Origin of the sequence: Microbacterium sp., from assembly GCF_036277215.1 — a bacterium.
GTDB lineage: Bacteria > Actinomycetota > Actinomycetes > Actinomycetales > Microbacteriaceae > Microbacterium.
The window spans coordinates 1-12,882 of the sequence record NZ_DASUNI010000096.1; the positions used below are offsets into that span (position 1 = coordinate 1).

Annotated in this window: 15 protein-coding genes; 10 read left to right on the plus strand and 5 right to left on the minus strand. The window is 70.2% G+C overall.

From position 1 onward, the window contains the following. The first annotated feature begins 10 nt into the window (after window positions 1-10). The 8 genes from VFX99_RS17290 to VFX99_RS04905 are packed head-to-tail and all read left to right on the plus strand — an operon-like array spanning window position 11 to window position 6,666. Window positions 11-136: a hypothetical protein gene (locus VFX99_RS17290; protein ID WP_414684319.1), complete on the plus strand. Its 126-nt coding sequence runs from the start codon at window positions 11-13 to the stop codon at window positions 134-136. 46 nt (window positions 137-182) lie between these two features. After that, a complete protein-coding gene (locus tag VFX99_RS04875) occupies window positions 183-1,274 on the plus strand; it encodes an ABC transporter substrate-binding protein (protein ID WP_329665190.1) in 1,092 nt (363 codons plus the stop codon). A gap of 1 nt (window position 1,275) precedes the next feature. Then, window positions 1,276-2,178 (plus strand): ABC transporter ATP-binding protein, encoded by a 903-nt coding sequence (locus tag VFX99_RS04880; RefSeq protein ID WP_329665191.1) that lies wholly within the window; start codon window positions 1,276-1,278, stop codon window positions 2,176-2,178. Continuing rightward, window positions 2,168-3,169 (plus strand): ABC transporter permease, encoded by a 1,002-nt coding sequence (locus VFX99_RS04885; protein ID WP_329665192.1) that lies wholly within the window; start codon window positions 2,168-2,170, stop codon window positions 3,167-3,169. The genes VFX99_RS04880 and VFX99_RS04885 overlap by 11 nt, the downstream gene beginning before the upstream one ends. Further along, window positions 3,166-3,945 carry a uroporphyrinogen-III C-methyltransferase gene (gene cobA, locus VFX99_RS04890; RefSeq protein WP_329665193.1) on the plus strand — a complete coding sequence of 260 codons (780 nt, stop codon included), beginning with the start codon at window positions 3,166-3,168 and terminating at the stop codon, window positions 3,943-3,945. The genes VFX99_RS04885 and cobA overlap by 4 nt, the downstream gene beginning before the upstream one ends. 48 nt (window positions 3,946-3,993) lie before the next feature. Further along, the gene (locus VFX99_RS04895) at window positions 3,994-5,391 is read left to right on the plus strand and encodes an FAD-dependent oxidoreductase (protein ID WP_329665194.1); all 1,398 of its coding nucleotides are present in this window, start codon (window positions 3,994-3,996) and stop codon (window positions 5,389-5,391) included. Further along, window positions 5,388-5,717 (plus strand): ferredoxin, encoded by a 330-nt coding sequence (gene fdxA, locus VFX99_RS04900; RefSeq protein ID WP_329665195.1) that lies wholly within the window; start codon window positions 5,388-5,390, stop codon window positions 5,715-5,717. Before VFX99_RS04895 ends, fdxA begins: the two co-directional genes overlap by 4 nt. Continuing rightward, window positions 5,710-6,666 (plus strand): NAD(P)/FAD-dependent oxidoreductase, encoded by a 957-nt coding sequence (locus tag VFX99_RS04905; protein ID WP_329665196.1) that lies wholly within the window; start codon window positions 5,710-5,712, stop codon window positions 6,664-6,666. The genes fdxA and VFX99_RS04905 overlap by 8 nt, the downstream gene beginning before the upstream one ends. A 3-nt stretch (window positions 6,667-6,669) precedes the next feature. Here the strand turns inward: VFX99_RS04905 and VFX99_RS04910 are convergent, their stop codons facing one another. The 4 genes from VFX99_RS04910 to VFX99_RS04925 form a co-directional block, all read right to left on the minus strand. Beyond that, the gene (locus VFX99_RS04910) at window positions 6,670-7,470 is read right to left on the minus strand and encodes an ABC transporter permease (protein WP_329665197.1); all 801 of its coding nucleotides are present in this window, start codon (window positions 7,468-7,470) and stop codon (window positions 6,670-6,672) included. 7 nt (window positions 7,471-7,477) lie between these two features. Next, on the minus strand, window positions 7,478-8,398 hold the full coding sequence (locus tag VFX99_RS04915; RefSeq protein WP_329665198.1) for an ABC transporter permease: 921 nt from the start codon (window positions 8,396-8,398) through the stop codon (window positions 7,478-7,480). A 93-nt stretch (window positions 8,399-8,491) separates the two neighbouring features. Continuing rightward, entirely contained in the window at window positions 8,492-9,679 is a 1,188-nt protein-coding gene (locus VFX99_RS04920; protein ID WP_329665199.1) for an ABC transporter substrate-binding protein, read from the minus strand. 64 nt (window positions 9,680-9,743) lie between these two features. Next, window positions 9,744-10,775, minus strand: coding sequence for an ABC transporter ATP-binding protein (locus tag VFX99_RS04925; RefSeq protein WP_329665200.1), 1,032 nt, complete (start codon window positions 10,773-10,775; stop codon window positions 9,744-9,746). 125 nt (window positions 10,776-10,900) lie between these two features. Here VFX99_RS04925 and VFX99_RS04930 point away from each other — a divergent pair, with 125 nt between their 5' ends. Both VFX99_RS04930 and VFX99_RS04935 read left to right on the plus strand, forming a co-directional pair. Further along, window positions 10,901-11,677: a FadR/GntR family transcriptional regulator gene (locus VFX99_RS04930; protein ID WP_329665201.1), complete on the plus strand. Its 777-nt coding sequence runs from the start codon at window positions 10,901-10,903 to the stop codon at window positions 11,675-11,677. Beyond that, window positions 11,674-12,432, plus strand: a complete 759-nt coding sequence (locus VFX99_RS04935; RefSeq protein ID WP_329665202.1) for a cache domain-containing protein — start codon at window positions 11,674-11,676, stop codon at window positions 12,430-12,432. The genes VFX99_RS04930 and VFX99_RS04935 overlap by 4 nt, the downstream gene beginning before the upstream one ends. 6 nt (window positions 12,433-12,438) lie before the next feature. Here VFX99_RS04935 and dcd read toward each other — a convergent pair. Then, the coding region (gene dcd, locus VFX99_RS04940) for a dCTP deaminase (protein WP_329665203.1) at window positions 12,439-12,882 on the minus strand (444 nt) is incomplete at its 5' end.

Genomic DNA, 12,882 nt, shown 5'->3' on the forward strand with positions numbered 1-12,882 from the left:
CATCGGGCGCGTGCGGCTGCGATTCGCGGCCGACCTCCCCCTCGAGCCGTACAGCGCCAATCGCGCGGGCGGCTCATTCCTGGTCATCCACCCGTCCGACGGCGCCACACTCGCCGCCGGCATCGCGCGCGACTGAACCGCCGCGCACCACCACAGCACTGCCGACTGAAGGAGGCGAAACCGTGAACAAAATCCGCACCACGACGACGATCACCACCCTGGGACTGCTGGTCGCCATGATGGCCGGCTGCGCGAGCGCCGCCGGAGCGCCTGCCGACGAGCCGACGACCGCGGACGACGCCGCGGCGGCGCCGTCGGTCGACGAGCTGCGCCTGGGCTATTTCGCCAACGTGACGCACGCGCCCGCGCTGGTCGGCCTGGAGGAGGGCCTGTTCGCGGACGCACTGCCCGGTGTAGACATCACGACGCAGGTCTTCAACGCCGGCCCGGCGGCGATCGAGGCCCTCACCGCGGGGGCGATCGACGCCACCTACATCGGTCCGAACCCGTCGATCAACACCTTCATCCAGTCCGGCGGCGAGTCCGCTCGCGTGATCGCGGGCGCTACCACCGGAGGCGCCGCCCTGGTGGTGCGCGACGGAATCGACAGCCCGGCCGACCTGGAGGGGACGACCCTTGCGACGCCTCAGCTGGGCAACACCCAGGATGTCGCGCTGCGCACCTGGCTCGCCGAGGAGGGCTTCGAGACCTCCACCACAGGCGAGGGCGACGTGACGATCACGCCCACCGAGAACGCCCAGACGCTGCAGCTGTTCCAGGACGGGCAGATCGACGGCGCCTGGCTGCCCGAGCCGTGGGTGTCGCGCCTGATCATCGAGGCCGGCGCCACCGTGCTCGTGGACGAAGCCGACCTGTGGGAGGATGGCGAGTTCCCCACGACGGTGCTGCTGGTCCGCGCCGACTTCCTCGACGAGCACCCCGACGTCGTCGAAGACCTGCTGCAGGGCCATGTCGCTGCCGTGCAGTGGCTCGAGGAGAACCCCGACGACGCGGCCGGAGTCATCAACGGGGCCATCGAGAAGGAGACGGGCAAGCCCCTGGCCGACGAGGTCATCGACCGAGCCCTCGAGAACGTCACGTTCTCGTTCGACCCGCACGCCGACGCCTTCGAGACCCTCGTGAAGAACGGTCTCGCCGCCGGCACGCAGAAGGACGGCTCCATCGACGGCCTGTTCGATCTCGTCCTGCTCAACGGCATCCTCGAAGCCGACGGGATCGACACCGTCTCCGCAGCCGGGCTCGGCGAGGACTGACATGACTTCGTCCGCACCGACTCCCGGCGGGGCACTTGGTGGGGCTCCGCCCCACACCCCCGGATCGCTGACGCGCGCCCCCGCAGCGGCGCCGGGATCGCGCGCGCCGAATCTGCTGGGACCCAGCTTCGACGAGAGCGCTCCGGTGCGGCCGCCCGCCGCGCCACGACCGCCGGCCGTGCGGATCGAGAACGTGCAGAAGCGGTTCGGCCGCGGGCCTCTGGTGCTGGACGGAATCGACCTCGACATCGCGCCGGGAGAGTTCGTCTGCCTCCTCGGCGCATCGGGATGCGGAAAGTCGACGCTGCTCAACCTGATCGCCGGGCTGGACCGGCCGACGACAGGCATCATCGAGACCCCCGCCGAGGGCTCGGCCGTCATGTTCCAGGAGTCGGCGCTCATGCCGTGGCTGAGCGCACGACGAAACGTCGAGCTCGCGTTGCGCCTTCGCGGCGTCCCTCGCCGCGAACGGGGCGCCAAGGCCCTCGAACTGCTGGACACCGTGAACCTGGCGGATGCCGCCGAGAAGCGCCCGCATGAGCTGTCCGGCGGCATGCGCCAGCGGGTCGCACTCGCGCGGGCACTCGCCCAGGACCGGCCCGTGCTCCTCATGGACGAGCCGTTCGCGGCGCTGGACGCGATCACCCGCGACCTTCTGCACGAGGAGCTCGAGCGGGTGTGGCGCGCCACCGGGCGCACCATCGTCTTCGTCACCCACAACGTGCGCGAGGCCGCGCGTCTCGGGCAGCGCGTCGTGCTGCTCTCGAGCCGCCCGGGCCGCGTCGTCGACGAGTGGCGCATCGCCCACACCGTCGGCCGCCGAATCGAGTCGCCCGAGGTCGCGGCGCTCTCCGTCGAGATCACCGACCAGCTGCGGAAGGAGATCCGCCGCAATGCCGCATGATACGGACGCCCCCATCCGGTCGCTGAACGAGGACCACAGCGACGGCACGAAGACCCTCGCCGAGCGCGTCGTGCCGCGCACCTCGCGCTCGACGGCGGACGCCGCCGCCCCGGCCTCCGCTCACTCGGAAGACCTGCGCAGTCTCGAAGCGGGCCTCGACCGACTGCAGACCGACGAGGAGCACCGTCCCAGCCGCTGGCGCGCGTTCTGGACGAGCGTCGTACCGCCGGTGCTGTTCGTCGTCCTGCTCGTCGTCGTATGGCAGCTGTACGTGGTCATCGCCGACCCCCGACCCGACCGGGCGCCCAGTCCCTCCGACGTCTTCCTGGCACTCGCGGACGCGTGGCAGACCGGGCGCCTGCAGGAGGCGGTCGCCACCAGCCTCGAACGCGGCGTCGTGGGGTTCCTCATCGCGATCGCGATCGGGACGCCGCTCGGCCTCCTGCTCGCCGAGGTGCGTCCGCTGCGGCGGGCGGTCGGCCCGATCATCTCGGGGCTGCAGGTGCTGCCCTCCGTGGCGTGGGTCCCCGCGGCGATCATCTGGTTCGGCCTGTCGGATGCCACCGTCTACTTCGTGATCCTGATGGGCGCGATCCCGTCCATTGTCAACGGACTCATCGCGGGGGTCGATCAGGTGCCGCCTCAGCTGCGGAGCGTGGGCACAGTGCTGGGCGCAACACGGCTCCAGCTGGCCACCGCCGTCATCCTCCCCGCCGCACTGCCGGGTTATCTGGCCGGGCTCAAGCAGGGCTGGGCGTTCTCCTGGCGGTCGCTGATGGCCGCGGAGATCATCGCGACGGGCGGCTCGATCGGCTTCGGTCTGGGCTCGATGCTGCAGCAGTCGCGCGAACTCGCCGATCTCGCCGGCGTGCTGGCCACGATCCTGCTGATCCTGTTCATCGGCATCCTGATCGAGCTGCTCTTCTTCGGTCCGCTGGAACGACGGATGCTGCGACGCCGCGGGCTCCTCCTCTCGGGAGGCTCCCGATGACCGCCCTTCCCGGCCGCGTCACGCTGGTGGGTGCCGGCCCCGGCGACCCGGGCCTGCTCACCGTCCGCGGACTGCGCGCGCTCGAGTCCGCCGACGTCATCGTCGCGGATCGGCTCGGCGCGCGCGGCGTCCTGGACGGCCTCGCCGCCGAGGGCGTCGTCCTGGCCGCCGAGGTGCTCGACGTCGGCAAGCTCCCGGGCCACCATGCGGTCCCGCAGGACGCGATCAACGCACTCCTCGTGCACCTCGCCCGCGAGGGCAAGCGCGTGGTGCGACTCAAGGGCGGCGACCCGTACGTGTTCGGCCGCGGACTCGAAGAGCTCGCCGCCTGCCGGGAGGCGGGCGTGCAGGTCGAGGTCGTACCCGGGATCACCAGCGCCATCTCGGTGCCCGCCATCGCCGGCATCCCGGTCACGCATCGAGGCCTCGCCACCGCGTTCACCGTGGTCACCGGGCATGACCAGATCCGCGAGCTCGGCGGCGGACGCGACCACACCGTCGTGCTGCTGATGGGCATCGGCACCCTCGCGCACGCCGCGATGACCCTCTCGCGCGGGGACCGCGGTGCGGACTGCCCCGTTGCGATCATCGAGGACGGCCACGGGCCCGGTCAGCGCGTCACGGTCGGCACGCTCGCGACGATCGCCCATCAGGCGGCTCTGCGCGGCGTGCGCTCGCCTGCGGTCGTCATCGTCGGCGACGTCGTCTCGCTGAGCCCGTACGCTCCCTCCGCCATCGCAGAGGTGTCCCCTCGCGCCGCACCGTGCGACGCGTAGCGACCTCTGCTGACACTTCCGCATCTCCCCCGAACTGAAAGGCCCTCTGTGACCTCTCCCTCCCTGCGCGTCGCGATCGTCGGCGCCGGCCCGGCGGGCATCTACGCCGGCAACATCCTCGCCCACACGGTCGGCGCCGCCGGCGGCACCGTTGCGATCGACCTGTTCGACTCGCTCCCCGCGCCCTACGGCCTGATCCGATACGGCGTCGCACCCGACCACCCCCGCATCAAGGGGATCGTGAACTCGCTGCACGAGATGCTCGATGCCGGCAGCATCCGCTTCGTCGGCAACGTCGAGATCGGCCGCGACCTCGCGATCGAGGACCTGCAGGAGCGCTACGACGCCGTGATCCTCGCCACCGGCGCGATCCGCGACGCCGCGCTGGACATCCCGGGCATCGACCTGCCCGGGTCGTACGGTGCCGCCGACTTCGTGGCCTGGTTCGACGGACACCCGGACGTGCCCCGCGAATGGCCGCTGACGGCATCCGAGGTCGCCGTCATCGGCAACGGCAACGTCGCCCTCGACGTGGCCCGCGTGCTCGCCAAGCATGCCGCCGACCTGAGCTCGACCGAGGTGCCCGACAACGTGCTGGCCGGTCTCGAAGCCTCCGCCGTCACCGCTGTGCACGTGTTCGGGCGACGTGGGCCGCTGGATGTGAAGTTCACCCCGATCGAGCTGCGCGAACTGGGCGAGGTGCCCGACGTGGACATCGTGCTGGCCGACGAGGACTTCGCCGAGCTGGAGCTGGCCGCGGGTTCGAGCAACCAGCTCAAGGTGATCCTCCGCACCTTCCAGGCCTGGCGCGCGCGGGGCACCACCGGTGCGAGCCGGCGACTGCACCTGCACTTCTGGCACGCGCCGGTCGCCGTCCTCGGCGAGGAGCGAGTGGAGGCGCTGCGCTTCGAGCGCACCGCCGCGGGCGCGGACGGCATCGTTCGGGGCACCGGCGAGCTGCGCGACATCCCGGTGCAGGCGGTCTACCGTGCCGTCGGCTACTACGGCACGCCGGTCGTCGACGCGCCGTTCGACGCTGTGCGCGGCGTCATCCCGAACGTCGAGGGACGTGTCGTCTCGATCGCTCCGGAACTCGATCCGGTCTCCGAGCCGGCGCCGATCCCGGGCCTCTACGCGACCGGCTGGATCAAGCGCGGACCCGTCGGGCTGATCGGGCACACGAAGTCCGATGCGATGGAGACGATCGCCCATCTCGTCGCCGACGCCGCGGCCGGAGCTCTGCCCGCGCCCGCCGTGGACGGCGACATCCTCGCCCTCCTCGACGATCAGGGCGTCGAGTACACCACGTGGGATGGGTGGCTCGCCCTCGATGCGCACGAGCGCGCCCTCGGCGCCGCACACCGGCACACGCGCGAGCGCGTCAAGGTGGTGCCGCGCGACGAGCAGGTCGAGGTCTCGCGCGCGGGCAGCCTCACCCTGTCGTGACGTACGTCATCGCGCTGCCCTGCGTCGATCTGAAGGATCGCGCGTGCATCGACGAATGCCCGGTGGACTGCATCTACGAGGGCGGCCGCTCGCTGTACATCCACCCCGACGAATGCGTGGACTGCGGCGCCTGCGAGCCGGTCTGCCCCGTGGAGGCGATCTACTACGAGGACGACGTGCCTGAGGAGTGGCAGGACTACTACCGCGCCAACGTCGAGTTCTTCGACGACATCGGCTCGCCGGGCGGGGCAGCGAAGGTCGGCGTTTACGCGAAGGACCATCCGCTCGTCGCGGCGCTGCCCCCGCAGGCATCCGCCCATGGTTGACTCGGCACACGATCCCGTCGAAGACGTCCCTTTCGACGCCGTCATCATCGGCGGAGGCCCCGCCGGGCTGTCCGCCGCCCTGAATCTCGGGCGGGCTCGCGCGCGCGTGCTCGTCGTCGACGCCGACCGGCCGCGCAACGCCGCGACCCTCAACTCGCACGGTTTCCTCACCCGCGACGGGGTTCCGCCCGCCGAGCTGCGCCGCCTCGCACGGGCGGAGCTGGAGGCGTACCCGCAGGTGCGGATGCTGAGCCGCACGCGCGTGGTCGAGGTCGAGGCGGCGGATGCGCCGGCGCGCTTCGAGCTCCGGCTCGACGGGCGCCGCGCGCCGGCGCTGGTGCGTGCGCACGCCGTCCTGGTCGCCACCGGGCTGCGCGAGACGCTGCCCGACGTGCCCGGCATCCGAGCCTTCTACGGGATGTCGCTGTTCAGCTGCGCGGCCTGCGACGCGTGGGAGCTGCAGGATCGCCCACTCGCCCTGATCGGCGAGACGCCCGACCTGCCCGCTCGGGCCCGGCTGATCGCGCGGTGGACGCACGACCTCACCGTCTTCACCAACGGCGCCGACGTTCTCGACGCTGTCGAGGAGGCCGAGCTGGCGGCATCCGGAATCCGCGTCCGGCGGCATCCGATCGCCGACCTCGAGGGAGATCGCGGCCGCCTCACGGCGGTGCGACTGGCGGACGGCACGGCGGTGCGGGTCGACGGCGGCTTCGTGCGGCCGCGGTGGCACACCGCCCTCGAGTTCCTGCACGGTCTGGGCATCGACGTGGACACCGACGGCCACCTGCTCGTGGACCGGTCGGGACGCACGAGCGTTGCGGGCGTGTACGGCGCGGGGGATGCCGCGGCACCGGGTCCGCAGCAGCTGATCGTCGCGGCCGGTCAGGGTGCGCGGGCCGCAGTGGTGCTGGTGCACGACCTCGTCGGGGTCACGACCGCGCACTGAGGGCTATCGCCGCTGCTGCTCCGAACCGGAGAGCCGCTGCGCGAGGTAGATCGGCACGATCGAGACGACGACCAGCACGACGGCGATCACCGACACGATCGGCGCCTGATTCGGCCGGAACATGTTGTTCAGGATGAAGATCGGCAGAGTCGTCACCCCCGAGCCGGCCGTGAACGTCGTCACGATGATCTCGTCGAAGCTCAGCGCGAAGGCGAGCAGGCCCCCGGCGAGCAGAGCGGAGCGCAGCTGCGGGAAGGTCACGAGCCGGAACGTGGTCCACAGTCCGGCGCCGAGGTCGGCGGACGCCTCCTCGAGGCTGGTCCCGGTCCGCCGCAGCCGGGCGATCACGTTGTTGAACACCGTCACGATGCAGAACGTCGCGTGCGCGATCACCACCGTCCAGATCGACAGCGGGATGCCCATGATCGTGCGGAAGAAGTTGTTCAGCGCGATGCCCGTGATGATGCCGGGCAGGGCGATCGGCAGGATGATCAGCAGGCTGATGGCATCACGGCCGAAGAAATCGAACCGCTGCAGTGCGATGGAGATGAGAGTGCCGAGCACCAGCGAGATGGCCGTGGCGATGATCGCGACCTGCACACTGGTCAGCACCGCTTCGCGCGCGCCGGTGCTCTCGAAGGCGCGCACCCACCACTCCAGCGTGAACCCCGGCGGGGGCCAGGTGAGCGAGGTCGAGGTGGAGAACGAGTTGACGAGGACCACCACCAATGGGACGTAGACCACCACGAGGATGAGGCCGGTCACGGCAGCCAGGACCAGCCGGGCGGTTCGACTCAGTCGCATGTCGGTCCTACAGGTTGTTGAGCGCGCCCGTGCGGCGCACGATCGCGAGGTAGCCGAAGATGATGACGATCGGGATGAGCGCGATCGCCGCTGCGAGCGGCAGGTTGTTGGCCGCCCCGACGTTCGTGTACACCAGGTTGCCGAGCATCTGGCTGGCCCCGCCCACGATGTTGACCGTGATGTAGTCGCCGAGCGACAGCGAGAAGCTGAAGATCGTCCCGGCGATGATCGCGGGGTAGACCAGGGGCAGCACCACGCTGCCGAGCGTCCGCCACGTCCGGCCGCCGAGGTCCGCGGATGCCTCCAGCAGCGAGTCGGGCACGCGTTCCAGGCCGGCGTAGATCGGCAGGATGACGTAGGGCAGCCAGAGGTAGGAGAGGGTGATGACGGTCGCCGTCAGCCCGTAGCCCGGTGTGCTCAGGCCCAGCGGTGCGAGGAGCCATTCCAGGATGCCGTCCTGCGACAGCACCGAGCGCCACGCGTAGGCCTTCACCAGATAGCTCGCCCACAAGGGCATCAGGACCGCGATCAGCAGGATCCGCTGCGCCCGGGGCGAAGCCACCTTCGCCATGTAGAAGGCGATCGGCAGCGCCAGGGCGACATCGATGAGCGTCACCATCAGCGCAACGCCGAGGGTGCGCAGCGTGACGGTCTGGTACAGCGAGCCCGTGAGCACGGTGACGATGTTGTCCAGCGTCCACTCGGTGCTGATCTCGCCGGTGAACGAGTCCACCGTCCAGAACGCCGTGACCAGCAGAAGCGCCAGGGCGACGATGTACACGATGACCAGCCAGAACAGCGGCGCGGTCAGCAGCAGCGCGAGCCGGGTGCGCGGGTGGCTCGTCAGGAACGACGAGAGCCGACGCGCGGCGCCATCCGGTGGTCGCGGGACCGACCCGTGCTGCGGGGCGACCTGCGTCGTCGTCATCTCTGCTCCGATGCCATTCGGTCCGGTATCGAGGGCGGCGATGCGAATCGCCGCCCTCGGGATCGGACTATTCAGCCGTGCGTCGTCGGACCTTCAGCCCTTGATCTCCGCCCAGGCTTCGGTCCACTGCGCGAAGTCGACGCACTCGACGTCGGTGCGGCCGTCGATGCACTCCGCGATCGGCGTGGTCCAGTACCAGATCTGCGACGCGAACTCCTCATCGCCGGCGTTGAACGCCTCGCACGAGCCCTCGCTGCGGAACTCGCAGGCCGCCTCGTTCGAGGGCGCCTCGCCGAAGTACTCGGTCGCTGCGGCGTTCGCCTCGGGGCTGGCGATGTAATCCAGCCACATATAGGCGCAGTTGGGGTTCTTCGCCTCGGAGGCGATCATCCACGTGTCCGACCAGCCGGTGGCGCCCTCGTCGGGCAGCACGACCGCGGTCGGCGCCCCCGAGTCGGCGAGCACGTTCTGGGTGACCTGCCACGTGGTGCCGACGACGGAGTCGCCGGTCTCGAACGCCTGGATCTGCTTGAGGAAGTCCGACCAGTACTCTCCGATGCTCTCGCGCTGCAGCTTCAGCAGGTCCACGGCCGCCTGGAACTGCGTCTCGTCGAGGGCGTACGGGTTCTCGATGCCGAGCTCGGGGTTGTGCGTCATGAGGTACACCGCGGCATCCGCAATGTAGATCGGGGCGTCGTACGCGGTGACCTTGCCGGCGTTCTCGCTGGCCCGGTCGAACACGACGTCCCATGACGTGGGCGCCTGCGGGAAGATCTCCGTGTTGTACATCAGCAGGTTCGCGCCGTAGCCGTGCGGCACGCCGTACGCCTCTCCGTCCACCGAGTTCCAGGGCTGCATCTTGAGGAAGTCGTAGATGCCCTCGTAGTTGGGGATGAGGTCCGTGTTGACCGGAACGACCTCGCCCGCCGCGATGAGCCGGTTCGTCGCGTCGCCGGAGGCGGCGATCACGTCGTACTCGCCCGTCTTCATGAGGTTGAAAGCTTCGTCGGAGGTGCCGTAGACCTTCGAGGTCACCTCACAGCCGGTGTCCTCCTCGAACGGCGTCACCCAGTCCACGTCGGGATCGTTCGACCCGTCCTCGACGTAGGCGGGCCAGGCCAGGATCGACACCTGACCCTCGCCCTCGCCGAGTTCCTCGACCGCTTCGCCACTGGCATCGCCACCACCGGAGCTCGTGCCGCAGGCCGTCAACGCGACGATCGAGCCGATCGCCAGCGCGGTGAATGCCGACGCTCGGATGCCGCGGGTTCTGTGCATCATGGTTGTTCCTCTCGGGTGCTGTGTTTCCGCGGAGGCGGCTGCCGCCCACGGCTGTGTCCCCGGGTCAGGTGCCCGGAGGTATGAGCGCCACGACATCCTCGTCGTGCCAGCTCACGTGTACGCGATCTCCGCGGTTCTGCTCCGCCCCCCGCGATCGGTCGTTCGGTTCGAGGATCGTGACCCGGACCCCGGCGTCGAGATCGACGACGCGGCGGATCGCGTTGCCGATGTAGATCGACTCGACCACCGTTCCGGCGGCCGAGCGCATCCCGGCTCGGCCGTCCGGCTCGGTGGTCAGCCGGAACTTCTCCGGTCGGATGGTGTGCTCACCGGCACGCCCCATCAGCTGGGCGGAGCGATCGGCGTCGAACAGGTTGGACGTGCCGACGAAGTCGGCCACGAATCTGGATGCCGGCTGCTCATAGAGCTCGCGAGGCGAGCCCAGCTGCTCGATCCGCCCGTCGTGAAAGACCGCGATCCGGTCGGAGAGCGTCAGAGCCTCCTCCTGGTCGTGCGTGACGAAGATGAAGGTGATGCCGAGGTCGCGCTGGATCTGCTTCAACTCGACCTGCATCTGCTCGCGGAGCTTCAGATCGAGCGCTCCCAGCGGCTCGTCGAGCAGCAGCACCTTGGGCTCGACAACGGTCGCCCGCGCAAGGGCGACGCGCTGCCGCTGGCCGCCGGACAGCTGCGAGGGTTTGCGGTCGCCGAGATTGTCGAGTCGCACACCGGCGAGCGCTCTCGATGCGCGCTCCCTGCGCTCTCTGCGCCCGATCCCCCGCACCCGCAGGCCGTATGCGACGTTGTCGAGCACGTTCATGTGCGGGAACAGGGCGTAGTCCTGGAACACGGTGTTCACGTCGCGATCGAACGGCGCACGCGCGGTGACGTCCTTGCCGAACAGCTCGATGGTGCCGCTGGTCGGTCGCTCGAAGCCCGCGATGAGCCGGAGCACCGTCGTCTTCCCGGAGCCGGACGGGCCGAGCATCGAGAAGAACTCGCCCGCGGCGATCTCGAGGTCGACCGAGTCGACAGCGGTGACCGCGCCGAACTCCTTGGTCAGTCCGTTCAGCCGGATGGCAGGCTGCTCCGTCATCAGACGATCCCCTCGACGTCGGTGCTACTAAATCATATGGAACCAGATGTTCAACAGGGGGCCTGCGTGTTACGGTCGTGTCACGGATTCCCACGCCACCGGTAGACGCAGGGAGCGCCACGCACATGCCGAATGCGACCGGCCACCAGGACGCCGCGCGGTCCGTCGTGTTCGCCCCACTCGACGGCACCGGCCGCGCCGAGCTCGTGGAGCAGCGGCTCACCGACGCGATCGTGAGCGGTGTGCTGCGGGACGGCGAGCGGCTGCCCAGCGAGTCCGAGCTCTCGCGCAGCTTGGGCGTGGCGCTGGTCACCGCCCGCGAGGCCCTCGAGGGCATGCGCGACCGCGGCCTGGTGCGCACCCGGCGCGGTCGCGACGGGGGGAGCTTCGTCACGTACGATCGCGACTCCGCCGCGCGGATGCTCGAGTCGCGCGTGCGGGGGCATTCGCGGATCGAACTGCGTGACCTCGCGCTGCACGTCTCGGCCATCGCCGGCACCGCCGCGGAGATCGCCGCCGACCGCGCCAGCCAGGACGACGTCGAGAGCCTCCTGGCGATCGGCGCGGACGCCGACCTGTCCACCGCCGGCGGCGCCCGGCGCGCGCTGGGGCGCTTCCAACTCGAGGTCGCCGCGATCAGCCAGTCTCCGCGGCTCGTTCGCGAGGAGGTCCGCCTGCAGAGCGAGGCGGGCCCGCTGCTCTGGCTCTGCCTGCGCGAACAGGAGTACCGTGACTCCAGCGCAGCATCCCGGAACCGCGTGATCGATGCGATCCGCGCCGTCGATCCTTCCGCGGCGCGGGCGGCGACGATCGCGCAGGCGACGGCGGCGCTGGACTGGCTGGTGCGCGAGAAGATGCGGCTCGAGGCATCCGCCGACCTCACCCGGCAAGGAGTGCGATGACTTCCACCGCGACGCTCTCACCCCTCTCCGTCGCCGCCCGCGTCGCTGAGACCATCGATGGCCTCTTCGCGACGATCGACGCGTGGCGCGATCTGCTGCAGACCCACCTCGAGGCGACCTCCACCCCGACGGCGGCGGCCCTCGATCCGATCGTCGAAGCCTGCGCTCTGCCCGAGCTCGCAGACGACGGCCTCATCACCGGGGCGGGTTTCGTCGCTGCGCCCGGCCTGCTGTCGGATGCGCAGTGGCATCTCGCGTGGTGGCTGGCCGGCACCGGCGGCATCCGTCGTCTGGCAACGGTCGACGACCCGTCGAGCGAGCAGTTCCGCGATTACACGGCGCTCGAGTGGTGGCGCCTCCCCGCGCGGACCGGTGCGCGCCACGTGACCGGACCTTACGTCGACTACGTCTGCACCGATGATTACACCGTCACGATCACCACTCCGGTGGTGGTCGGCGGACGGCTGCTCGGCGTGGTGGGCACCGACGTGCTCGTCGATCGTCTGGAGCGCGAGCTGCTTCCGCTGCTGCGCGCGAGCGGGGAGCCCATCGCGATCGTCAATCCCCTGGGCCGAGTCGTGACGGCCACCGATGCGCGTCTCGAACCGGGGTCGATGCTGAGGCTGGACGGGTTGACCCAGGCCCTCGAGCCCCTGCGTGGAGCGGAGCCGGCCCGCGTCGAGACGCAGCTGCCGAACGGCGCCGACGTGCTGGCGTGCGGTGACACGTCGCTGGCGCTGGTGATCGGCCTCTAGCGGCGGTCAGCGGCCGGAGGCGCCGGCATCCGTGATCCCCACGTCGCTGCGGTGGAAGTTCTGGAACGATCGGGATGCCGTCGGCCCGCGCTGTCCCTGGTAACGGTTGCCGTAAGGGCCCGAGCCGTAGGGGTTCTCGGTGGGCGAGGAGAGGCGGAAGAAGCACAGCTGCCCGATCTTCATGCCCGGCCACAGCTTGATCGGAAGCGTGGCGACGTTCGAGAGCTCGAGCGTGACGTGGCCGGTGAAGCCGGGGTCGATGAACCCCGCGGTCGAGTGCGTGAGCAGTCCGAGGCGGCCGAGCGAGGACTTGCCCTCGAGGCGCGCAGCGATGTCGTCGGGGAGGGTGATCAGCTCGAAGGTGCTGCCGAGCACGAACTCGCCCGGGTGCAGGATGAACGGCTCGTCGCCCACGGGCTCCAGGGCCCGGGTGAGGTCGGGCTGCTCGAT